General features: G+C 58.7%; 17 protein-coding genes. 12 read left to right on the plus strand and 5 right to left on the minus strand.

Annotated elements, in window-relative coordinates; translation table 11 throughout:
• Nucleotides 1-28 precede the first annotated feature (28 nt).
• Nucleotides 29-937, minus strand: a complete 909-nt coding sequence (locus tag MKJ04_RS03595; protein WP_241639484.1) for a DUF72 domain-containing protein — start codon at nucleotides 935-937, stop codon at nucleotides 29-31.
• 347 nt (nucleotides 938-1,284) lie between these two features.
• Between MKJ04_RS03595 and MKJ04_RS03600 the strand changes: the two genes are divergently transcribed.
• The 12 genes from MKJ04_RS03600 (at nucleotide 1,285) to MKJ04_RS03655 (ending at nucleotide 15,442) form a co-directional block, all read left to right on the plus strand.
• Nucleotides 1,285-1,770, plus strand: a complete 486-nt coding sequence (locus tag MKJ04_RS03600) for a septal ring lytic transglycosylase RlpA family protein (RefSeq protein ID WP_241639486.1) — start codon at nucleotides 1,285-1,287, stop codon at nucleotides 1,768-1,770.
• Between the two features lie 229 nt (nucleotides 1,771-1,999).
• Nucleotides 2,000-3,646, plus strand: a complete 1,647-nt coding sequence (locus MKJ04_RS03605; protein WP_241639487.1) for a TldD/PmbA family protein — start codon at nucleotides 2,000-2,002, stop codon at nucleotides 3,644-3,646.
• Between the two features lie 44 nt (nucleotides 3,647-3,690).
• Nucleotides 3,691-4,056, plus strand: coding sequence for a four helix bundle protein (locus MKJ04_RS03610; protein ID WP_241639488.1), 366 nt, complete (start codon nucleotides 3,691-3,693; stop codon nucleotides 4,054-4,056).
• A gap of 65 nt (nucleotides 4,057-4,121) precedes the next feature.
• Nucleotides 4,122-5,438, plus strand: coding sequence for a TldD/PmbA family protein (locus tag MKJ04_RS03615; protein ID WP_241639489.1), 1,317 nt, complete (start codon nucleotides 4,122-4,124; stop codon nucleotides 5,436-5,438).
• 350 nt (nucleotides 5,439-5,788) lie between these two features.
• Nucleotides 5,789-6,406: a DUF4159 domain-containing protein gene (locus MKJ04_RS03620; RefSeq protein WP_241639490.1), complete on the plus strand. Its 618-nt coding sequence runs from the start codon at nucleotides 5,789-5,791 to the stop codon at nucleotides 6,404-6,406.
• Nucleotides 6,407-6,582: 176 nt separating this feature from the next.
• Nucleotides 6,583-7,578: an AAA family ATPase gene (locus MKJ04_RS03625; protein ID WP_241639491.1), complete on the plus strand. Its 996-nt coding sequence runs from the start codon at nucleotides 6,583-6,585 to the stop codon at nucleotides 7,576-7,578.
• Nucleotides 7,579-7,606: 28 nt separating this feature from the next.
• Nucleotides 7,607-8,161, plus strand: coding sequence for a hypothetical protein (locus MKJ04_RS03630; RefSeq protein ID WP_241639492.1), 555 nt, complete (start codon nucleotides 7,607-7,609; stop codon nucleotides 8,159-8,161).
• Nucleotides 8,154-9,047: a DUF58 domain-containing protein gene (locus tag MKJ04_RS03635; RefSeq protein WP_241639495.1), complete on the plus strand. Its 894-nt coding sequence runs from the start codon at nucleotides 8,154-8,156 to the stop codon at nucleotides 9,045-9,047. Before MKJ04_RS03630 ends, MKJ04_RS03635 begins: the two co-directional genes overlap by 8 nt.
• A 194-nt stretch (nucleotides 9,048-9,241) precedes the next feature.
• Nucleotides 9,242-10,750, plus strand: coding sequence for a BatA domain-containing protein (locus tag MKJ04_RS03640; RefSeq protein WP_241639496.1), 1,509 nt, complete (start codon nucleotides 9,242-9,244; stop codon nucleotides 10,748-10,750).
• Nucleotides 10,751-10,752: 2 nt separating this feature from the next.
• A complete protein-coding gene (locus tag MKJ04_RS03645; protein ID WP_241639497.1) occupies nucleotides 10,753-12,945 on the plus strand; it encodes a DUF4175 domain-containing protein in 2,193 nt (730 codons plus the stop codon).
• Nucleotides 12,946-13,135: 190 nt separating this feature from the next.
• Entirely contained in the window at nucleotides 13,136-13,630 is a 495-nt protein-coding gene (locus MKJ04_RS03650) for a DUF1905 domain-containing protein (RefSeq protein ID WP_241639498.1), read from the plus strand.
• A 12-nt stretch (nucleotides 13,631-13,642) separates the two neighbouring features.
• Nucleotides 13,643-15,442, plus strand: coding sequence for a hypothetical protein (locus MKJ04_RS03655; RefSeq protein WP_241639499.1), 1,800 nt, complete (start codon nucleotides 13,643-13,645; stop codon nucleotides 15,440-15,442).
• A gap of 180 nt (nucleotides 15,443-15,622) precedes the next feature.
• On the opposite strand, the gene MKJ04_RS03660 is transcribed toward MKJ04_RS03655, so the two are convergent.
• The 4 genes from MKJ04_RS03660 to MKJ04_RS03675 all read right to left on the minus strand — a co-directional run bounded on the left by MKJ04_RS03660 (nucleotide 15,623) and on the right by MKJ04_RS03675 (nucleotide 24,198).
• Entirely contained in the window at nucleotides 15,623-17,605 is a 1,983-nt protein-coding gene (locus tag MKJ04_RS03660) for an OmpA family protein (protein ID WP_241639500.1), read from the minus strand.
• Nucleotides 17,606-17,624: 19 nt separating this feature from the next.
• Complete coding sequence (locus MKJ04_RS03665; RefSeq protein ID WP_241639501.1) at nucleotides 17,625-18,581, minus strand: type IX secretion system membrane protein PorP/SprF; 957 nt, start codon at nucleotides 18,579-18,581, stop codon at nucleotides 17,625-17,627.
• A 16-nt stretch (nucleotides 18,582-18,597) separates the two neighbouring features.
• The gene (locus MKJ04_RS03670; RefSeq protein WP_241639502.1) at nucleotides 18,598-22,740 is read right to left on the minus strand and encodes an ice-binding family protein; all 4,143 of its coding nucleotides are present in this window, start codon (nucleotides 22,738-22,740) and stop codon (nucleotides 18,598-18,600) included.
• A gap of 498 nt (nucleotides 22,741-23,238) precedes the next feature.
• Nucleotides 23,239-24,198, minus strand: coding sequence for a type IX secretion system membrane protein PorP/SprF (locus MKJ04_RS03675; RefSeq protein WP_241639503.1), 960 nt, complete (start codon nucleotides 24,196-24,198; stop codon nucleotides 23,239-23,241).
• Nucleotide 24,199: the final 1 nt, after the last annotated feature.

The raw sequence follows: 24,199 nt of genomic DNA on the forward strand, positions 1-24,199 counted from the left end.
CATCCGCTTTGCAGCAGGGAGGCAGTCTTCAAAACAGCTCCCCCTGCACCGGCTGCACAAATTTCTTCGGGGGCTTCAGGTCGAAACCGCAGACTTTGTTGAGTTGCTCCACCAGATACGTTTCCAGCTCCGGGGCCAGCGTGTTATCCGGCTCGTGCACGAAGAAGTAAAGTTGCTGCAGGCCGTTGGCAAACCACTCTTTCAGGCGCTCCACCCAGGCATCGATGCGGGTATAATCGGTGGGGTGCAGGCCGTTGCCCACAAACCGGATCATGGCGGAGGGCGTGGTCAGGCGCATGTGCAGCACGTCGCGACGGCCCGCCACATCGGTCATCACGGTGCCCACTTTATGTTTCTCCAGCACCTCAAACAGCTCCAGACTAGCCACGTTGTCCGTAAACCACCCCTCATTCCTTAGCTCCACCGTGATGGGGATACTCTCCGGTATAAACTGCAGGAAGGCATCCAGGTCGGGCAGTTGGTTGGGGCCGAAGTAAGGCGGCAACTGCAGAAAGGCCTCGCCCAGCTTGTCCTCCAGTCCGGCAATGGCCTCGCAAAAGGCGGCGGTTACGTCGTGGGTGCTGCGCAGGGCGGCCTCGTGGCTGATGAGCTGCGGAAACTTGGGGCAGAACGTGAAGCCATGCGGCACGGTGTTGCGCCAGCGGTCGATGGTGTCGGGGCTGGGGATGTGGTAGTGCGTGCTGTTGAGTTCGATGGTGTTAAACTGCTTGCCATACCACAGCAGCGACTCCTTTTCGGGCATCCGGGCCGGGTAGTATTTGCCCACCCAGGCCTTGTTTACCCATACCGGCAGGCCCACGTATACCTGCGGCTTGGTATAGGCCCCGGCCTGCTGCAACAGGGGCAGGGTATCGGGGTGGGTAGGGGGCAGCGTGAAGTCCACGCGGCTGATGTCCTGCAGTTTTCCAAAGTCCATATCTCAACGTATAAAAATCCAATTTTCAACTCAATCCCCAGCAAGTTCGGCCGGGCTTGCGGGACATGCCGCCCCTATAAAAAACAGTAAAAATGGCTCAAAATTCCTGGCCTCCTCCATTTTATTTTAAATATTTTTTTATTATTTTTTATAGTTAATATACTATGCTTTTGCCGCGCTGAAATCTTTGCTTACGCTCCTCAAACAAACATTTGCCGAATTATAGCCCCGCTGTAAGAAAAATCAAGAAAGCTGTATCCCTCCACATCCCGGGGAGAAGAATGCCGTATAAGGCTTGTTTTAAGAATTTTTGCCTAACTTTGTGGCTTCACCAACGATCAAAGCTTATGATTTCGAATAGAAAGTGCTACATTTTAACAGTAATCATTTTTCTATTTATTGGCATTGGCCAACCCATTTTAGCACAAAGCACAGACACACAAAAAGGAGAGGCCTCGTGGTACGGGAGCCGCTACCATGGCAGAAAAACCAGCAGCGGAGAGCTCTACAACAAGAACAAAATGACTGCCGCGCACAAAACCCTCCCTTTCGGCACTAAGGTAAAAGTAACCAATCTCGACAACAACGAGTCCGTGATTGTCCGCATCAACGACAGAGGCCCGTTTGTGGGCGACCGCATCATCGACGTGTCGGAAGTGGCAGCCCGCAAGCTTGATTTCCATGCCGAGGGCATCGGGAATGTAAAGATCGAAGTGCTGGAGACAGGCGCAGAGCTTGCCACGGCAGCCGGCTTCTCTTTCGAGCTAGATCCCTTCGCTAATTTTGCGCTTGCCACAGATGACATGGCAGAACTGGCGCTCAGCAGCATCTAACGCACCCAACAGAAAACTTATTTATAAAAGCGCGAGGCCTTTGCAGGCCTCGCGCTTTTTGTTTTGTCCCCGCCCCCCATCCGGCGTTTGGTAGCCAACTATGGCGCGTTCATCTATAAAACCCTGCACTTGAGCTTATACCCTATGGGTATACTTTGAAAAGCAGATGAATTTGCATATACTTAACTACCGAAACTAATGCTTTAACTTACTTCTAACTCCTTACATTTTGAAAAGACGAAACTTCCTTGAGCTTTCGGCGCTGGGTTTTGGCGGCCTGATGCTGCCCGCTGTTCCTGTGTTCGGCGACATCGTGACGCCTGAGCGCATGCTCGAACAGGTAGACCCGGCCCTGAAAAAGCGCCTGGCCGACGTAGCCCTGAACACCGCCAAGTCTAAAGGCGCTAACTATGCCGACGTGCGCATCGGCCGCTACCTGCAGCAGTACATCTTCACGCGCGAGCAGCAGGTACAGAACATCGTGAACGCCGAGTCTTATGGGGTGGGCGTACGCGTGCTGGCCAACGGCACCTGGGGCTTCGCCGCCACCTCCGATGTGTCGGACAAAGGCGTGGCCAGAGCCGCAGAGCAGGCCGTGGCCATTGCAAAGGCCAACGCCAAACTGCAGAAAGAGCCCGTGCAGCTGGCTCCGGTGCCGGGCTACGGCGAGGTGAGCTGGAAAACGCCCATCGAGAAAAACGCCTTTGAGATTCCCGTAGGCGAGAAAGCCGACCTGCTGCTGGCCGCCAACGCCGCCGCCATGGACAACGGCGCAAACTTCGTGAACTCTGCCCTCTTTCAGGTGAACGAGCAGAAGTACTTCGCCTCCACCGAGGGCTCCTACATCGACCAGGACATTCACCGCATCTGGCCAAACTTCACGGTGACGGCCGTAGACAAAGCCTCCGGCAAGTTTAAGACCCGCGAGGCCCTGAGCGCCCCGATGGGTATGGGGTATGAGTATATGATCCCGAAGGCATCGGAGAAGATAAAAGGCCCCGAGGGCACCGGACTGGTAGGTTACCGCAAAGCCTACGACATGCTGGAAGACGCCACGCTGGCAGCCAAACAAGCCAAAGAAAAGCTCACGGCCAAGTCGGTGATGGCGGGCAAGTATGACCTGGTGCTCGACCCGAACCACCTGGGCCTGACCATCCACGAGTCGGTGGGCCACCCGCTGGAGCTGGACCGCGTGCTGGGGTATGAGGCCAACTACGCTGGTACTTCCTTCGCCACGCTGGACAAGTGGAAATCCAAGAACTTCAAGTATGGCTCTGACAAGGTGAACATCTTCGCCGACAAAATACAGCCGGGCTCGCTGGGCTACGTGGGCTGGGACGACGAGGGCGTGAAGACGAAGAAGTGGGACCTGATTAAAGACGGTGTGCTGGTAAACTACGAGGCCATCCGCGACCAGGCGCACATCATCGGCGAGAAAGAGTCGCATGGCTGCTGCTACGCCGACAGCTGGAGCTCCGTGCAGTTCCAGCGCATGCCGAACGTGTCGCTGGCACCGGGCAAGGAGAAGAAGAACGTGGACCAGTTGATTGCCGGCGTGGACAAAGGCATCTACATCGCGGGCCGCGGTTCCTACTCCATCGACCAGCAGCGGTATAACTTCCAGTTTGGAGGCACCACCTTCCACGAGATCAAAAACGGGAAGATTGTGGGTCCGCTGGAGGATGTGGCCTACCAGAGCAACACCCAGGAATTCTGGAACTCCTGCGCCGGCTCCTGCGACGAGAGCGATTACCGCCTGTTCGGCTCGTTCTTCGACGGGAAGGGCCAGCCCAGCCAGATCAGCGCCGTGTCGCACGGTTCCGCCCATACCCGTTTCAACGGCGTGAACGTGATCAATACGGCACGCAAAATTTAAATGAGTCGCGAGTTCTGAATGCGGAGTCCTGAGTTATACCTCCTATGGCTGAAAGTATCGTAGCTGCCAAGTCTTATCAATTTGCATTGCGCATCGTCAAGCTGTATAAACACCTGACGCAAGAGCAGCGGGAGTTTATACTGGCGAAGCAAGTGCTACGCAGCGGCACCTCCATTGGAGCCAATGTAGAAGAAGCCTTAGGAGGCCAAAGCAAAGCCGATTTCAGGCACAAGTTAACGATTGCCCTAAAAGAGGCACGTGAAACAAGCTATTGGCTGCGCCTGCTGAAAGACTCAGATTTCATAAAACCAGATGCCTTTAACAGCATCCACGGCGAGTGTGATGAGTTGATTAGGGTGCTCAAAAGCATTATCCTAACCTCTCAGCAGAAGGAGCAAACCAACTCGTGACTCAGAACTCAAGACTCAGAACTGACAACGTAACGCAGTTTGAAATCAAAGCAAGAAACTAAAAGATGGCAATATTAAGCAAAGAAGAGGCGCAGGCGATCCTGAAAAAGGCGCTGGGCTACTCAAAGGCCGACGAGTGTGAGATTACGCTCACCGGCAATGTGGGCGGCAACATCCGCTATGCCCGCAACGAGGTATCCACCAGTGGGGCGGAAGAGAACGTGTCGATGGCGGTAGAGTCGCGGTTTGGCAAGCGCTCAGGCGTGGCCACGATCAACGAGTTCGACGACACGTCGCTGGAGAAGGTGGTGCGCCGCTCGGAGGAAACGGCGCGGCTGGCCCCCGAAAGCCCGGAGTACATCGAGCTGCTCGGCCCACAGCAGTATACCGCTACCAAAGCGTTTTTTGAGAGCACCAACAAAGTAGACCCCGCATACCGCGCTGACGCGGCCGCGAAAAGCATTGCCGCCGCATCGGCTAAGGGCCTGACAGCAGCCGGTTTCCTGGAGCACTACAGCAACTTCACGGCCAAGATGAACAACAAGGGCCTGTTTGCCTATCATCCGTCCACCAGCGTGGATTTCTCCGTGACCATGCGCACCGAAGACGGCACCGGCTCCGGCTACGTAACCCAGGACTTCAGCGACATCGGCAAGCTGGACACAGGCAAGGCCTCGCAGATCGCCGCCGACAAGGCCGCCAACTCGCGTAACGCCAAAGCGCTTGAGCCCGGCAAGTATACCGTTATTCTGGAGCCCGCCGCCTCCATCGACCTGCTCCAGAACATGTTCTACAACATGGACCAGCGCAACGCCGAAGAGGGCCGCAGCTTCCTGAGCAAAACAGGCGGCAAGACCAAACTGGGCGAGAAACTGGTGGACGAGCGCATCACGGTGTACTCAGACCCTTCCAACCTCGAGGTGCCCTCGTCGCCGTTTGCAGGCGATGGCCGTCCGCAGAAGAAGGTAACCTGGATCGACAAAGGCGCGGTGAAGAACATGTACAACACCCGTTACTGGGCCTCTAACAAAGGCGCGGTGTCTGTGCCGCCTCCCGGCAACATCATCATGGAGGGCGGCAGCCAGTCGCTGGAGGAGATGATCAAGAGCACGAAGCGCGGCATCCTGGTGACGCGCCTGTGGTATATCCGCACCGTGGACCCGCAAACGCTGCTGTATACCGGCCTCACCCGCGACGGCACCTTTTACATCGAGAACGGCAAAATCATGTACCCGGTCAAGAACTTCCGCTTCAACGAGAGCCCGGTGATCATGCTCAACAACCTGGAGGCCCTGGGCAAGCCGCAGCGCATCAGCGGCAGCCTGATCCCGCCGATGAAAATCCGCGACTTCACGTTCACGAGTTTGTCGGATGCGGTATAAAAACTGCTGAGCTATACATTGGATGCCGTATGCAGATGGCTGCGTGCGGCATCTATTTAAAATTTAAGTTTTCTTCAGCAAACTTGGGAATGATTGTCATCCCCCTGCCCCCTTCAAAGGGGGACTTTTTTCTGCTATAGTCGATTTGCATTTTATATTGCATTGGGGCGGCTGTCACAGTACAATATAAAGTAATCCTAAAAGTACTCGTGCTGAAGGTCCCCCTTTGAAGGGGGCAGGGGGATGACAATCGTTTTTGAATTCATTTTATAAACAAGTCAGGATTAAGCACTTTCGTGAAGTGACGAACTAAATTCAAGACTCAGAACCATAAACTCATACCTCTTAAAGTGCATCCTTTCACCTTCGTGCGTCTGCAATACCGCTCCGGCAACTGGGATACCGACCCGCGTATGCCGAGCAATATCCTGCACTCGCTGATTCAGTATACCACCGTGAAAGTGGAGGAGCAGGAGAAGGTGATTTCGTTGGAAAGCGCTGAGCTGTTTAATTACCCTTTCAGTTATATGAGCGGGCACAAACTGGTGCAGTTTAACCAGAAGGAGCGGCAGAACTTTGAGGCCTATGTGCGCAACGGCGGCTTTGTGTTTGTGGACGACTGCAACCACGACATCGACGGCCTGTTTGCCCGCTCGTTTGAGGAGCAGATGCGGCAGATCTTCGGGGCTAATGCACTGAAGAAAATCCCCAACAACCACAAACTGTACAAGTCTTTCTTCACGTTTGACGAAGGGCCGCCCACCACCTCGTTCGAACTCAACGGCTGGGGCGACGACCTTGTGCACGACTACCTGAAGGCAATAGAGATTAACGGCCGCATCGCGGTGCTCTACAGCAACAAAGACTACGGCTGCGAGTGGGACTATGATTTCCGGAACAAGCGCTGGCTGGCCGAAGACAACACCAAGTTCGGCGTCAACATCATCCTGTACGCGCTGACGAGCTAAGTGCGCGCGGCGCTTTAAAGTAGCCATACCCCTTTTTACTCCCCTCCTTTTTTCAAGGAGGGGTGCCGCAGGCGGGGTGGTTTATTCCATCAAGGAGAAAAGTAAGGCCCCGCCGGCGAGGCGAAAAGCCAGCTAAATGCAAAAAACATACACCATACGTCATCATTCAATAGTAAATGACCGAACAAACCATACACCACCTGCTTGGCAAGCTGCCTCAGCTAAAGCAGGAGATCCAGAAAGTGATTGTGGGGCAGGAGGAAGTGCTGGACGAGGTGCTGATCACGCTGCTGGCCGGTGGCCACGGCTTGCTGGAGGGTGTGCCCGGTTTGGCCAAAACCCTGCTGGTGCGCACGCTTTCCAGCGCCATGGACCTGAATTTCCGCCGCATCCAGTTCACCCCCGACCTGATGCCGACCGACATCCTGGGCACCGAGGTGCTGGAAGAAGACCACGCGACGGGCAAGCGCTTTTTCAAGTTCAACGAGGGACCGATCTTCTCCAACATCGTGCTGGCCGACGAGATAAACCGCACACCGCCCAAAACGCAGGCGGCCCTGCTGGAGGCCATGCAGGAGCATGAGGTGACGTATGCCGGCAAAACATACCCCTTGCCAAAGCCCTTCTTCCTGCTGGCCACCCAAAACCCGATTGAGCAGGCGGGCACCTACCCGCTGCCCGAGGCCCAGCTCGACCGCTTCCTGCTATATATAAAGATAAAGTACCCGACCGAGCAGGAGGAACTCAGCATTCTGGCGAACACCACGGGCACCCGGCAGGCACAGGTACTGCCCACCATCAGCGGCGAAGAGGTGCTGCAGCTGCGGCAGCTGGTGCGGGAAGTTAGTATCAGCGATGAGCTGCTGCAATACGTAAACCACATCGTGCGCGCCACCCGCCCCGACACGACTTCCCTGGATTTTGTGAAAACATACTGCCGCTGGGGAGCCGGGCCACGGGCCGGGCAGGCGCTCACGCTTACGGCCAAGGCGCGCGCGCTGCTGCACAACCGCTTCGCGGTTACGGCCGAAGACATCTACGCCATGGCCTATCCCGTGCTGCGCCACCGTATACTGGTCAACTTCACGGCCGAGGCCGAGCGCATCACCCCAGACCGCGTGGTAGAGGAGCTGCTGCTGCAGATAAAATTGCCCAAAGCCGTATTAGTATAACGTGCGCAAACTCTAACGCTATAAGTGTATGCAGGAAGAAGTAGATATAGTGAAGATTTCGGAAGAGCAGGTGAAGGTGCTTCGCAACATTCTGGGCGAGCGGATTTACTTTCTGTACTCAGACAAGCTGCAGGTAGAGCTGGCGGCGGCGGGCTATGTGTTTTGGGCAAACGGGTTTTCCGTGGCCCTTTCCACCATCAACCAGCCGCCCGGCCAGTTCAGGACCTATATCAACATCAGCGCCGACTACCGCACCTGCCACAAAGACGCCAGCACCTACTACGAGTTCGACGTGAACGTAAGCAGCGCCCCACTCTGGCAGGAGGGCTCCCTGCAGTTCGGCAAGCTCTCCAGCCTCAAGGTTTTCTCCGACCCGATCCTGATGATCGAGATTTACCAGAACAGCCAGAAGGCGGGCGAGAAAGGGCGCCTGCACGACTGTGCCCTGGTGTTTTACTCGCAAACCCGGAAATACCTGCTGCAGGCGCGGCAGGAACTGGTAGGCGGGATCAACGTCGCACTGGATGAGGCGATGATCGAAGCCCAGATCAGCCCATTGAAACTACGCTATACCCTTGTCTAAAGAGAAGTTCATCCGGCCGGAGGTGCTGGCCACGATCAAAGACCTATCGCTGCTGGCCAAAACGGTGGTGGAGGGCTTTATGGCGGGCCAGAACCAGAGCCTGCGGCGCGGCGCGGGGCTGGAGTTCAGCCAGTACCGCAGCTACCAGCCCGGCGACGACCTGCGGCAGCTCGACTGGAAGATGTTTGCCCGCTCCGACCGCTACTACATCCGCGAGGCCGAGGTAGACACCAACATCACGGTGCGGTTTGTGCTGGACGGCAGCGCCTCGATGGGCCACGAAGACACCAACAAGGTGCGCAAGCTGGAGTATGCGCGTTTTCTGGTGGCCTCGCTGGCGTACCTGGCATCGCTGCAGGGCGATGCGGTGGGCCTGTATGTGCTGCACGCAGACCAGCTGCTCAACCTCACGCCCCGCTCCGACAACATGCATATGCAGCGTTTCTGGCATCAGCTGAGCGAGGTAGCGCCACAGGGGAAATTCCCGGATGCGCAGGCTGCCAGCAACCTTTTCGCGGACCGCAGGCAGAAAGAGCTCACCATTTTCCTGACCGATCTGTATGAGCAGGACGCCGAGATCTCGACGTTGCTCTATAAATTGGGCGCACAGCGGCATGAGCTGCTGCTCTTTCACCTGATGGCCCGCAACGAACTGGACTTCAGCTACAGCGGCACCCTCACCTTCGAGGATATGGAGACCGGCCAGACGATGCAGGTCAGCACGGACGAGCAGCGCAAAAGCTACCTTGCCCGGCTGCAGGCCTGGCTACAGGAAACAGAGCGCGACATGCGCAGCCGCCAGATCGCCTACGACCGCTTCGTGACCGACGAGCCGCTGGACAAAGCCCTCCGCGCCTTTCTGCAGAAACGCCTGCTGTTTGGCTAATGGTTGAATTGCTGATTATTTTTTCAAAAATGAAGAATGTGATTTTAATATATCCAAAAGGCAAATTATCAACAGCAGATCATCCCCCTGCCCCCTTCAAAAGGGGATGATCATGCACAAGTGTCTCCTTTTGAAGGAGGCAGGGGGATGACAATCTTTCCAAGAACTAATTTGTAATTCGTAATTCCCTAAAATTGACTTTTCTCGCTCCATACTGGCTTTTCGCGGCTTCCGCCATCATGATTCCCATCGCCATACACCTGTGGAACAAGCGGCAGGGCAAGACGGTGAAGATGGGCAGCCTGCGCTGGCTGGAGGCCTCGGCGAGCAACCGCTGGAGCAGCATCCGGCTGAACAACGTGTGGCTGCTGTTGCTGCGCTGCCTCATCCTGCTGCTGCTGGCCGTGGCGCTGGCACAGCCGGTAGTGGTGCGGGCCCCGCAAACTCCCGAAAGCCGCAAGGCCGTGTATGTGGGGCAGGAGTTGCTGTACCGCGCGGCGGCCCGCCAACAGCTGCAGCCCACCATCGACGCGCTGTTGCAGCGCGGCTACCAACTTTATACCTATACCCCCGCGTTCAACCCTATCACAAAAGAAAAATGGCAGCAGTTGAACAGCGCGGGTACCGATTCGGCTATACATAGCAGCGTTAACTACTGGGCTTTGCTGCCTGTGCTGGCCGAAAGGCACCCGCAGCCGCAGGACAGCGTCTGGCTCTTCACCTCCGATCAGCAGCGCTATTTTGCGGGTATGCGCCCTGCCACAATCCCCGAAAATTTCCGCTGGTTTCCGGTCGCCTCCGAGGCCAACGCCGCGTGGGTGCAGGCTGCCGTGCAAACCTCCCCCGATAGTCTGCTGCTGGTAGCGGGCAACGCCACCCGCGACGGCATCGCCTATACCCGCTTCCATACCTCCTCCGATATAAAAAGCATTTCCGTCAGCAACCAGCAACTGCAGCTACAACGGCAGAACGACACATTGCAGGCCACACTCTCAGATAAAAGCATCAGCCGTGTGCCGGTGCAGACGAAGCCGCTGCGGGTTACGCTGCTGGCCGACGAGGCGCAGGAGCCGGAACTGCGGTACCTGCAGGCTGCGCTCCAGGCCATCGACAGCTATACCCAGCGCCCCATCCGCATCGCCCGGGCACAGGACACTGCCGCAGCAGACTGGGTGTTCTGGCTGCGCAACGGGGCAGTGCCGCCGCAACTGCAGCAACAGGTGGCGGAACGGGGGCTGCAGCTCTGGGTGCAGTCGGGGGGGGCGCCCACCACCATCAAAACCAGTATGGCAACAAGTGCCGAAGTAGTGGAGGTGCGCAAGTTTCACCTTGCCCCCGTGCGCCAGGCGCAGCAAACCGTTTGGGCAACCGCCAACGGCGAGGCCTTGCTCACGGTGCAGCCCGTGGGCAGGGGGCAGGTATATACTTTCCGGAGCGGGTTTGGCCCTAGTTGGAGTGGGTTGGGGCAGAGCACCCTGCTGCCGGACCTGCTGCTGCCCCTGCTCTTTCCGCAACAGGACAGGGAGCTACATGATGTGCGGGCACTTGGCGAGCAGCAACTCATCCCGGCCCGCAAAGCGGCTGTAACCGCGCAAAAAGCCCCGGTGGCGCAGCAAGAGAAGCTGTTGCCATGGGTTGTGTTAGCGGCTTTTGTCTTATTTTTGATCGAAAGGTTTATCGCCGGGAGGCGCGCGAAAGGATAGGTATGGCTTTGGAAAACAGCATTCAGGCGTTGCACCGGATTCGTAGGCAGTATGTGCGGGCGAAGGGGCTGCTCTATGCCCTGCAGGCGCTGGCGGCCCTGCTGTTGGGTATGGCGCTGCTGCATACCTGGGGCCAGGTGCCTGTGTTCGCGGGGGCGGCCGCAGCCCTGATGCTGGGGGCGGCAGGGTATATGGCCTGGCACTGGCACAGCCTCCGGAAAACGGACGTGCAGCAGGTGGCCCGGCACCTCAACCGGCAGTACCCGGCGCTGGAAGACAGCACCGCGCTGCTGCTCCGCCACCCCGATTCCCTGAACCTGCTGGAGCGGCTGCAACAACAGAAAGTAGCCGGGAAACTGCAGGAACTTCATCCGGAGAAAGAAAAGACCTTTAGCCTCCGCGGCACCGCCACGTATGTGGTGCTGGGTCTGGCGCTGGCGCTTTCCGCCGGGATTTTATACCTCCCGGCCGCACCAATTCCCTCTAAAGAGGCCCCGGAAAAGATACAGGTCAGCTTTCCGGGCGCACCCGCCCCGGCGGCAGACACCGCCACCGTAATTGAGAAAGTCGACATCACGATCACGCCGCCTGCTTATACAGGCAAACGCACCTACATGGCGGAGGGGCTGAACCTCAAAGTAGCGGAGGGGGCCACCGTCAGCTGGCGCATCCGAACCAACAGGCCAGCCAAAGCCCTGCAGCTGGTGCTAAACGAAACAGCCCCGACTAACCTGAAGGCCAGGGAGAATGTGTATACCCTGGCGCGCAGCTTCTCTTCGCCCGCGGTATACCACTTTCGCCTTAATGGCCAGCAGTCGGCATTTTATACCCTCGAGATCATCCCGGACGAGCCACCGGCCATCCAGGTGCAACACCCGAAGCAGTATACCGAGATTCTGTTTGGCCAGCCGCAGCGCATAAATGTGCGCGCCCAGTTCTCCGACGATTACGGCATCCGGGAGGCAACCATGGTCGCCACCGTGGCCAAGGGCTCGGGGGAGGCGGTAAAGTTCCGGGAGCAGGAAATCAGCCTTGGCTTGCAAGGCACCCGCCGCAGCTTTGCCATCAACAAAACCCTGGACCTTAAGCAACTGGGCATGACGTATGGCGACGAGCTGTATTTTTACCTGCAGGCACGGGACAACCACCGCGGCTATACCCGCTCCGAAACGTATTTTGTGCAGATCGAGGACACCACCATCGTCGAGTCGTCCTTTGACATGTCGATGGGCGTGAACCCGGTGCCGGAGTATTTCCGGAGCCAGCGCCAGATCATCCTCGACACCGAAAAGCTGCTGAAGGAACAGAAAAGCATCTCCCGCGCCGCCTTTGAGGAGCGCTCGAACAACATCGGCGTGGACCAGAAGCTGCTGCGCCTGCGCTACGGCAAGTTTCTGGGCGAGGAGTCTGCGTCGGGCATCGGGCCGGGAGGCGGCATACCGGAAGGCGCTGAGGGCCACGACGAGGCCATGCACGCTGCCGGAGACGGGCACGACCATCCGGAGTTTGAGAACCAGAACGACCCGCAGGCGCTCCTCGACCCCTATGTGCACAAGCATGACCAGGAAGACGAGGCCACCATTTTTGAGCCTGCCGTGAAAGCAAAACTGAAGGGATCGCTGGCGCAAATGTGGGAGGCCGAGCTGCGCCTGCGCACGCACAAGCCAAAAGAGGCACTGCCCTTCGAGTACAAGGCGCTGCGCATGCTGAAGGAGGTGCAACAGTCGCAGCGGGCGTATGTGGCCAAGACCAGCTTCGAGGCCCCGCCCCTGAAAGAACCCGAACTGCGCCTGTCGGGGGAACTGAACAAGATCACGCCGCTGGCTGAGCGGCAAACGATCGAAAACGAGACGGAGCTGCCCCATACCCGGGCGGTCCTGGCCTGGCTGGAGCGCTACCGGCAAAGCGGCAGGTATAAACCGACGGACGCGCAGGTGCTGGAGCTGGCAGGGCAGGAGTTGGCCCGGCAGGCACTGCGCAACGGATCGGGGAATAATTTGCGCGCGTTGCAGGATTTGCGGCAGGTCATCACGGAAGTGAAAGCAGGGAAGCGTTTGTGCCCTGCCTGCCTGGCCGCAGTGGAGCGGGCATGGGTGGCAGGGCTGCCACCAGCAGAGCAAACCCCGCAGCCGCAAACGGCACGGCGAGGCAAATTGGCCCACGAGTATATGGAAAGGCTGCAGCAGAAAAAGTAAAGGCGAGTGAGACGGAAATCACAGCGATGGCATCATCGTTTGTATTCATTTGTCATCCTGAAAGAAACTTGGCAGCCGTAGCGGGCCTCTTTCCCCGGCAGGTTAAGCTGACGCAACTTGCCGCAAGATCCTTTCAGGATGACAGCGTGAGAAATAAGAAGAAGCAAAAAAATAATATCAAATATAACGCATGACACACTTCCAAACCCACATCGGCCTGCTCACGCACCTGCCCGGCATGCACTATTTGGAGGTGCCGAAGGAGGTGGCACAAGCGCTTGAAGCGGGCCGCCTGCACTGCACCGTAAACGGCAAGCTCACTTTCCAGTGTGGGTTGGTGGCGCTGGGAGAGGGAAAAGCCTATATCACCATCAGCAAAAAGCGCATGCAGGAGCTGGAGGTTAAGCTGGGCAGCACTGTAGCGGTAGCGCTGGAGAAAGACGACAGCCCCTACGGAACAGAGGTCCCCGCCGAGATGGCCGAGCTGCTGCGGCAGGACGAGGAAGGCAACAGACGGTTTCTGTTGCTCAAGCCCGGCATGCAGCGCTATATGCTGCACCACGTTGGGGCGGTAAAGAACCCCCAGCTTCGCGTAGACCGCGCCATCACCTTAATCGAAAACCTGAAAAAGCTGCCGGAGGGGAAGGAGAACTTCCGGGCCATGCTTGGCCTGCCTCCGCGTTAATCCATACCTGCCATGATGCAACTTACCTGGCTTCTTGCCATTCCTATGCTGGCGCTGCTGCTGTGGCTGGCCTGGCGAAGGCCCAACCGGCAACGGCTGGCAGCTCGGCTGCTGGCCAGTGGCGTGGCCGTGGCCAGTCTGGTGCTGCTGGTTTTTCCGCCCGCCACCAAACAGGCGATCAGCCCCGGCACCGCCATACTGTTAACCGAGGGGTATAACCCCGACACGCTCCGGCAGCTGCTTGGGCAGGCACAGGCTAAACCGGAAGTCTACAGCTACCGCACGTCCGCCGACAAGGCCACGCCCCTGGAAAGCCTTTACCTGCTGCGGAAAAAACAGCCGGGCCTTGTCCGGGTGCACCTGTTGGGGTATGGCGTAAGAGGGGCTGAACTTCAGGCACTGCATGGCCTGCAGGTAAAGGCGCACCTGGCTGCCGAGGCAGAGGGTATGGCCGCAGTGCATTGGCCCGAAAGCGTGACGCTGGGCGAGGCCGTAGAGGTATCGGGCAGGTATAAAGTTGCAGGGAAGAACGGAGCAAGGTTATACCTACAGGCGGCTGGACAGGCACAGGACTCGGCAGTAGCAACAGCAGACACGACTACCCGTTTCGGGTTGCGCTATACCCCAAAGCAGACAGGTCAGTTTATATATACCATCCTGCGAAAGTCGGGCGGAACAACGGATACGCTGGGGCAGGTACCGGTGCAGGTAAAGCCCGTGAAAGCGCTGGGCGTGTTGCTGCTGGCCTCTTCGCCGCTCTTCGAGTTCCGGTTTCTGAAGAATCACCTAGCGGCGCAACAGCACGGGGTAGCACTCCGCACTGCCGTCAGCAAGGGCATCTACCAACAAGAGTGGCTAAACATGCCCCGCACCAGCCTCGACCGCCTCACGCCCAAGCTCCTGCAGCAGTTTGACGTCGTGCTCACGGAGCCACAGGCATTACAGCTGCTATCTGCCACAGAGCGGGCCACCCTGCAGCGTGCCGTAACCGAGGAGGGGCTGGGTGTGCTCACCATCTCTAATGCCCCTGCCACCCAACGCAGTACGGCTTTCTTTACCTCGTTTCAGATGGAACGACGCTCCCGTCAGGACGCGCGCAGCACCCGCGCCTCCTGGGCCGACAACGCTCCCGCCTCCGTCACCGCCGCACCTTATTCCCTGGTGCGCACGACAGCGGTTACGGGTCTGGTGGCCGGGCAACCGGGCCAACTGTTAGCGGCGGCAAAGCGGGCGGGTTGGGGAAAGGTGGCGCTCAGCCTGGTGCCCCAAACGTTTCCGTGGCAACTGGAGGGGCAGCAAGCGGTATACGCCAGCTATTGGGCTAGTTTGCTGTCGGGGGTGGCGCGGCAGGAGGTGCAGGACAGGTTCTGGCAGCTCTCGGACCCGCAGGTGCCGCAGCCTAATCAGCCTCTCACACTCACATTCACTGATTATACCACTCCATACCCTGCCTTGCCAGCCGCCACCGTCATGCGCCTTGCCGACTCGTCCACGGTAGACTTGCCGCTGGCGCAAAACCCGGTGCAACCTGCGCAGTTCAGCGGCACCTTCCGGCCCCACCGCAGTGGCTGGCACCGCGCCCAGGCACCGGATACCGCGCCTTATTTCTTTTTTGTGCAGGATACTTCCGACTGGGTTTTCGCAGATTTGCAGGCGAGGCGGCAGGAAACGCAGGCTTTCCTGGCACAGCAGCAGGCTTCCCCTACAGCCGATGGCGCCATTGCCTATACCCAAAAGCCCCTGCCACTCCTGTGGTTCTTCCTGCTGTTTGTGCTAAGCAGCGGCTTTTTGTGGCTGGAGGAAAAGTTCTGATCTTTCTGGATATTGGCCTTCCCGGATAGCTGAACTTCCCGGATACTGATATTCTCGGGCACTGGTCTTCTCAGGCACTGCATTCTCAGATGTTGATATTCTCGGGCACTGCATTCCCAGACACTCACAGGACCTTCGGACACTGTGAGGTCAGGTCAGGTCGGGGGTATGGGACGGGTGTTACCTCAGAATTTTGAACTCGGTGCGGCGGTTTTCCTGGTGCTCTGTTTCGGAGCAGGACACGCCGTCTTTGCAGCGGTTGATGAGCCGCGTCTCGCCGTAGCCTTTGGCCTTGAGCCGATCCCGGTCTATACCCCTGGACACGACATAGTCTGAGGCGGCCTGCGCCCGGAGTTGCGAGAGCATCTCGTTGTAGCGGTCAGACTGGCGGCTGTCGGTGTGGGAGCTCAGCTCGATGCGAATTTCTGGGTTATCGTTCAGCATCTGCACCAGTTGGTCCAGCTCTCTGGCGGCGTCCGGCCGGATGTTGTATTTGTCGAGGTCGTAAAAGATATTATCGAGCACGATGGGCTTGTTGGGCGTGCTGCGGTTAAACACCATCTCCACCTTCAGCGAGTCTGTGTTGAAGCGGCAGTCGGGCGTGAGGCTCCGCGTCTGGGTCAGGTACTCTGGCTTGGAGCCCCGGATAACATAGCTGATCCCCGCCTTCACCTGAAAAGCGAAGTCGCCGTTGCTGTCGGAGTATACTTCGAGCGGGGTCCCGCCGCCCTCCTCGGTCAGTTGTAGCAGCACGCGCGCTACCGGTTCCTCCTTTTTTCGGGAGGTGCCCGCAACGGCGAAGCGCTCCACGGTGCGCCCGATCAGCGTGCAGGGCACGTGGTATTCCTCAAACGTAAAGATTTCGTCGGAACTGCTTTGCCCCATGCGGCCCGAGGAAAGCATGCCCCTGGTGCCCGCGCTGTCGGCCAGGATGCCAAAATCGTCGTGCGAGGTGTTGAGCGGGTACTTCAGGTTCTCCACTCCCGTCCATGCCTTGTGCGCCCCGATAGCTTTAAAGATGTCCAGACCGCCCATCCCCAGGTGCCCGTCGGAGGAGAAGTACAGGGTACCGCCCGCGCTCAGGCTGGGGAAACTCTCGCGCCCGCTGGTGTTGATGGCGCTGCCCGCGTTCACGGGCTCGCCCCAGGAACCGTCGGGCTGGCGCTCACAGTAGTATACATCCGTCTCGCCGAAACCTCCCGGCATGTCAGACACAAAATACAGCACCTGCCCATCCGGGGTGATGGCCGGGTGGCCGATAGAGAACTCACTGGTGCTGTTGTACTTGAAGGCTTTCACATTGTCCCACTTATCGCCTTTGCGCACGGCGGTATAAAGACCGTGGCGGTTGGTATGGGTGCCGTTGTCGCTGCCCTTAAACCAACTGGTCGGGTCGGAGTTGGCGCGGCCGCCGCTGCTTTTCACTACCTGCGTGCGGGTAAAGTAGAGCGTCTGCTCTTTCTCCAGAAAAACAGCTGGGCCGTTGTGGTAGGCGGTGTTTACGGAGGCGGGCAGCGGCACAGGCGCGGCATACGTGCTGTCGGAGGTGGCCTTGGCGATGTATAGCTGGATGTAGCCGTTGCCCGTCCAGTTGCTGCGCTCCGTTTGCCGCTTCTTATCCACCGTGAGCCTGTCGGAGGCGAAGAGCAGGCCCTCAGCCAGTTTTACGGGGCTGAAATCGGCTCCTGTGCTGTTCAGGCTCCGCTGCGGCTTTACGTCGAACGGCTCCGGCCGCTGCATCCAGTGCAGGGCGGTGTCGCAGGAGGCAGCCATGCGGAGCGCCAGCGTGGCCTGCGCCGGCACTTTGCGGCCATAGTCCTGGAAGAGCTGCTTTGCCTTGCCGTAGTTGGCGTTGCGCTTTGCGGACTCGGCGTAGAGGAAGGTGTTGGCGGGGTCGGCCTCAGGGAAGGTGGTGGCCTGCGCATACCAGAACTCGGCCTCTTTGCTGTTGTTGAGGATGCGGTAGCTGTCGGCGATGCGCTGCACCACCGTCAGGTTGGGCTCTCCTTTCTCCAGGATGGCCTTATAGGCCTCGAGGGCCAGACTGAACTCGAAATTCTGAAAGTACTTGTCCGCCTGCTTCATGTCCTGGGCGCGCACCGCCACAGGCACCCCAAATATCAGCCAAAGCAGCAACAGCGGAAGGGTAATACGGATTCTCATAAAGCGTGCGCTGTAGCGGTTATAGGTTGCGGGGCGTCAGGATGCGCCCGTATTTCTTCTGCAGGAACGTGTAGCCGAGCGACACCTCGTGGCTTCCGTAGTTCCGGAGCGCCGTCAGGCTGATGTCGTAGGAATAGCCCACCCGGAACTTCTGCGTCACGTATACCTGCGCCATCACGGCCAGCGCGTTCCGCTTGTCGAGCTGCTTCATCTCCTGCTTCGTGAACATGGGCATGGCGGTGCGGTACGAGGTGCCCGCCCAGATGCGGTTGTAGAACAGCAGAAAAGCGTTCAGGTCGATGCTGGTGGGGCTCCGGAAGTCTTCCTTTATCAGGATGCTCGGCTTCAGGCGCACGTTCCGGTTCAGGTCGAACAGGTAGCCCGTAGACAGAAAGTAGTGGCGGCGCGGCGTGGCGATCTCGGTGTTGCTGTCTTTGAAGGGGAACAGGCTGGCGGCCGAAAATCCGGCGTAATAGCGCTCCGTGTTAAAGAAGAGCCCTACTTTCAGGTCCGGGAGAATCTGGGAGACGCGTGTTTGGGGCACTGCCATGTCCGGCGTGTCGCTGCCGGGCTGCAGTCGGGAGCCGTCGAGGGTATACTGCAGGGCGCCCACTGCCATCCCCAGCGAAAGGGTCGAATAGCGGTCCAGGCTCACGCGGGTGGCGGCGTTCAGGAAAGCCCCCGTCTGCCGCTGCACTCCAATCTCGTCGTTTACCAGGTGCAGCCCCCAGCCCAGCCGCTTGCTGTAGCCCGGCCCGTCGATGCTGATGGTCTGGGTGGTCGGGGCCCCCTCAAAGCCCGTCCACTGGTTGCGGTACGTCGCGTTGATGTTCAGGATCTGCTTGCTTCCTGCGTAGGCAGGGTTAATCACCAGCTCGTTGAAAATATACTGGCTGTACTGCGGTGCCTGCTGTGCCACCGCTGCCGGGGCCGTCGCCAGCCCCAACAATAAAAGTAAAATCGTTCGCTTATTCACATGCTTGCCCATCTGCTTACCTCACTATCGTCACAAATCCTTTGAAAACCTGCTCCCCCCCATCGCACAGCTGCACGCGGGCCACATAAAAGTAAGTGCCCTCGCTCAGGTTGTCGCCGTGCCAGCTGTTCTGGTATCCTTTGGCCTTGTATACCTCGTTGCCCCAGCGGTTCAACACGGTCAGTTCGTTCTTAGGGTAGTTCTGGATGTTCCGGATCACCCAGGTGTCGTTGTTGCCGTCGTTGTTGGGGGAGAACACGTTCGGGAACGACAGCTCTGTTTTCGCGAGCTCTTTGTCTGGCGTGATACTGATAGCCCCGCTGTTGCAGGTGCCGTTGCCCACTGTCAGGCTGATGGTGCCCGTGCCGTCACCGGGCGTCACTGCAATCCTGGGGGTGCCCTGGCCCGCCGTGATGGTCCAGCCAACCGGCACCGCCCAGACATACGCCGTGGCTCCGGTTACCGCCTCTACCTCATATACCAGTCCGGCACAAGGCGTGCTGCGGTCGAGGATGGGGGATGGTGTTGCTACAGGCACGGCACGCACCTCCATGGACGTTTTCTGGCTGCCACCGCAGCCACTGACAGCAGCCACAGCCACGGTTCCGGCGCCGGTTCCGGCTACCACGGTTATCTCAGCACTGCCCTGCCCTGCCGTGATGGCCCAGCCTGTGGGCACGCTCCAGGTATAGGCCACGGCGCTGCTGGCAGAAGAAACCCTGTAACTGACCGGACTGCCTGTGCATACCGTTGCGGGCCCTTGCACGGCACCCGGCGCGGCAGGCACCCCTTCAGCTGGGGTTACGTCCAGCGCCGTCACGCTGCTGCCGCCGCAGCTGTTGCTCGCCGTCACTTTCACCTGACCGGCGGTGCGTGTCACTTTCACCTCAATCGAGGCAGTGCCCTGGCCACTCACGATCTCCCACCCGGCTGGCACTTCCCATACATAGGCATCGATGCCGCCAGTGCCCGAAACGGCATACGTGGTGCTGGAGCCGAGGCACGGGTCCCGAGGGCCGGCGGTCAGCACGGGAGCCACGGGCAAGGTCTGGGGCGCAGCCTGAATGGCTTTGGTGTTGCCTGCCCCGCAGTCGTTGGCGGCGGTTACCGTGATGTCGCCGGCAGTGTTGCCCGCTTTAACGAGGATGCTGGAAGTGCCCTGACCGGAAGTGATGCTCCAGCCTGCCGGCACCGTCCAGACGTATGTTGTGGCCTTGGAAACGGAGGCTACGCTGTAGGAAAGGTTGGCCGTGCCCTGGCAAAAACCGCTTTGAGGGGCTTTAATGGCTGCTATGGCTCCCGGCACGCCGCTTGTGGGGGCTACGGCAAGCACCGCACTCTGGCTGCTGTTGCCGCATCCGTTGGCGGTTGTCACGGTCACGTTGCCAGTGGTGTTGCCTGCTCTCACCTCTATGGCTGTGGTTCCCTGTCCTTTCAGAATGGACCAGCCGGTTGGCACGGCCCAGGTATAGGAGGTGGCACCGCTCACTGCGGCAATGCTGTAGGTCTGGATGCTGCTTTCGCAGGCAGCGGCTGTTCCCGTGATCGGGCCCGGCGTGGCTGGCGGCAGCGTAGAAACCACGATTTCCTTGCTCACTTTCCGTTCGCCGCAGCCGTTGGATGCCGTGAGGCGCACGGTTCCGCTGGCACTGTTTGCCTTCACGGTAAGTTGCGCCGTGCCCTGCCCCGAGACGATGGCCCAGCCAGACGGCACTTGCCAGGTATAGGCCTCTACGCGCTCTGCCTGAAGCGCCTCCACCGTGAAGGTGGCGCCCACGCATACGCTGCTGTTTGCCTCTGATAGCTGTACTCCCGCTGGTGCCCCGGATACAGGCGTTACCGACAAGGTTTTCTCAGGGCCCGCACCGCAGGCATTAACGGCTTTCACGGTAACGCTGCCCGTGCCGGTGCCCACCGTCACCTGGATGCTGGTGCTGCCCTGGCCATCGGTAATGCTCCAGCCAGCTGGCACGGTCCAGACATAGCTTGAGGCACCGCTCACAGCAACTATACTATATGTGCCACTGCTGCTCGCACAGCCAAACTGCACGCCTGTAATCGCCTCCGGCGCAGCGGGGGCGTTTAGCGTCGCTTGCACCGTCATGGTGGTTCTGGCGCTGGCATCGCAGCTGTTCAGGGTAGCCACGGACACTTCGCCGCCAGTGCCACTGGCATTCACGGTCACCTGGTTTGTGCCAGCTCCCGATATGATTTCCCAACCAGCCGGAAAACGCCAGTCGTAGCTGAGGGCGGTTGCCACCGGCGAGACACTGTAGACAAGTCCTTTTTCCACGGCACAGGCCAGGGGGGCGCCCGTGATGGGGCCAGGCGCCGCAGGGGCGGCGGTAACAGGCTGCACCGCCAGGGTGGCGGCGGGGCCCATGCCGCAGGAGCTCGCTGCCTGCACCGCAATATCGCCGGTGCCAGAACCTACCTTAACTGTTATTTTGCGGGTGCCCTGACCTGCTGTGATAGTCCAGCCTGAAGGCACGCGCCAGGTATAACCGTCAGCGCCCGCGCCCGCCACTGCATCTACCTCATAGCTGATTATCGTGCCTACGCAGCCCTGAGCGGCACCCCGGATTGCGGCCGGGGCGGCGGGCACACCGTCATAGATGGAAACATTCCGTGCCTGCGCGTGGCCGGTGCCGCAGGAGTTGGCGGGCTGCACGCTTATCTCGCCACCGTTTCCGGCCGTGTTCACTGTTATTTCCGTGGTGCCCTGCCCTGTTATCACTTTCCAGCCTTCCGGCACTGTCCAGGTATAGCTGGTGGCGTTCGCCACGGGGGCAATGCTGTAGGCAAGCCCTGATTGCTGACCGCAAAGCTCACCGGGCCCGCTGATCGGCAGGGGCTTTGCGGGCGGAGCGTCCTGGCTGGTCACTTCAAAGGATCTGGCGGGTCCCTCGCCGCAGGTGTTGCTGGCGGTTACCTTTACAAAGCCTGCGTTAGCGCCAGCTGTCACCTGGATGCTCGTGGGCTCCAGTATGGTATAACTCCAGCCCGAAGGCACATTCCAGGTATAGCGAGTGGCCCCCTCTACCGGGGCGATGCTGTAGATGTAGCGCTCACTCTTGCACACATCGCGCGGCCCGGTTATCGAGCCAATCTCCGTGAGGAGCACACAGAAGTTAAGGTCGGCGGTATTGTTGGTCCGAATCTCGTCAATGCCAAACCCATACACCAGCGCCCGCATATACCCTGAGCCCGTTATGTTGATCCGGGCGGTGATGGTCAGGGTGGCTGTCTCTTTGTAGGCCAGGTTGCCTATTGTCCATTTGCCGCCGCTGAAGGTGGCGCCTGCCAGCGAGGAGGTAGCGCTCAGCAGCTCGCCAGTAAACTGGATGCCATCCACCACTACGCCGTTTTCGTTTACCGGCCCGTTGTTCCGGACGGTGATGGTATAGGTGATCGTTTCGCCGAAATTGTAGATGCTGGTGCCTTTGGAACCCGGTGTTTTGCTGAGTTTCACTTCCAGGTCGGCCGGAAAGCTGAGCACGCTGTTGATGATCTTAATCTCGCCCTGCGGCGCGATCAGGCGGCCCTGCAGCTGCGCCCCGTCGTTGAGCTGGATGTTGCCGGTGGCGAAGATGTTCCCCAGCGCCGAGGCTCCTCTGCTCACCTTCACGTCGCCATCCACCACCCAGAACAGGTTGATGCCGCCTGCCCCGTTGAGCATCTCATAGTCAGTGCGCTGAATCTCAAGGTCGCCGTCCACCTGAATGATGATCAGCGGGTTGTCTTCCCCATCCCCGTTGAAGGTTAGCTTGCCTGTCAGAGTGGCTTCATCGGTGATGCGGTATACCCCTGGCATGATCGTTTTTCCGGACAGGCTGCCGCCGCCCAGCGTAGCCGTGGGCACCTGGCTGGCCAGAAAGGCCTGCACATCCAGTGCCTGCGCAACGGCTTGTTTGGCAAAGGCGTCCCGCTCGTGCTTTTCTCTCCTGATCTCACCGGGCGGAAAGCCCTCTATCGGGCCATCGGAAGTGCCTACACTCGCATGCACCACGGTCCGTCCTTCGCTCAGCACTTTCTTCGACGCCAGCGCACTGAACTCGTACACCGGCCCGAGCGCCGGGGCGCTTTGGGGAAAAGCAACACGAGCCACCATGCAAAAGCCAAGCACCAGAAATATGACTTTTTGTAAAATGCTACGCATCAACTATTATTCTATATGTTCTTTATATCGGAACTCTATTTTAAGAGAACACACTTCGTGGCCAATTTCAGCATATTGAATATTATCAATTACTTACCCGCTCCCGGTTTCTGAAAAAAGCAGGCTTTGTCAAAAGAAAGCCACGTGTTATGTAAATAAATGTATGCCTATTGTGCTATTTTCTATACCTGCTATGCCTGCAGGTGATAATAGCATCTATTTAAGTGCCACACAATCTATTTTGAGAACTTTCACTTTTTAGGTAAAAGAATTCTTATGCAATAATAGTTATAAATAAATATATATGCTTCAAATTATCAAACTTATTGCTGAAAACATTGCCTTTATAAATACCTTAAAATTGGGTTATTCAAAGATAATATCAGAACCAGTATAGAATTTGTATTTGGGAGGGCAAAAAAAACCGCCGCAGCTCCTCATGTGGAGGAACTGCGGCGGCGCAAAGGAGAATGAGAAGGTTTTAGCGGTGCCAGCGGACTACCATACCCATTGCGGACAAATAATCCGGCGCTTGTTCAGCAACTTGAAGCCTACCACCACTTCGTGCGTGCCGGCGCTCACCCGGTTCAGGGTGGAGGTAGTCGCGTCGTAGGAGTAAGAGATATCCAGCAGCGGGCTCACGTACACGCCAAACATACCCACGATGGCATCGTTGTGGCGGTAGGAGGCCCCTACCCAGAAGCGCTCGTCGTAGAGCACGCGCACGCTGGCGTCAATCGAGAGCGGGCTTGGGTCTGCCAGCTTCAGCATGACCGACGGGATCACATCCAGCTGCTCTGTCGGCTCGAAGCGGTAACTGCCCGTCAGGAAGTAGTGCCGCTGCAGCCCGAAGGTGGCTTCCCTGTTCTCCACCGGCTGAAAGCTCCCCACGTCTTCCAGCAATTGCGCCCCCGAGATGCCCACGGAGAAGTTGCGGGTATACACCCACAACCCCAGGTTCAGGTCGAACAGGCTGTTGTTGATGCTGCCGCCGCCCATCAGCGGGTCGTTGGGGTTGGTAAACTCCAGCTCTGCCGAGTTTACGGAGTTCCGGATAAGGCCCGCCGAGGCGCCCGCCGACACGTTGAGCGTGGTGGTGAGCGGCAGATGGTAGGCATAGGAGAAATTGAGCCCCGACCTGCGCAGCGGCCCCGTTTTATCGGTATGGAACCCAACACCCACCCCATGGTGGGCCAGCGCCCGGTGGTACTTGTTGCCGGAGGCACCTTTGTTGAGCGGCGTGTGCGCCGTCACGTACGAGGTGACCGGGCCCCCGTCGATACCCACCCACTGCCGCCGGTGGCTCACCCGCACATCGGCGTAGTCCTCGATGCCGGTGATGGCGGGGTTGAGCAGGAAATTATTGAGCATGTACTGGCTATACTGCGGGCGTTGCTGTGCCATCGCCTGCATGCTCAGCGCTGCAAAAAAGAGGATCAGTAGAAGCGGCTTCTTCATA

The organism is Pontibacter sp. E15-1 (genome assembly GCF_022601975.1).
Taxonomy (GTDB): domain Bacteria; phylum Bacteroidota; class Bacteroidia; order Cytophagales; family Hymenobacteraceae; genus Pontibacter.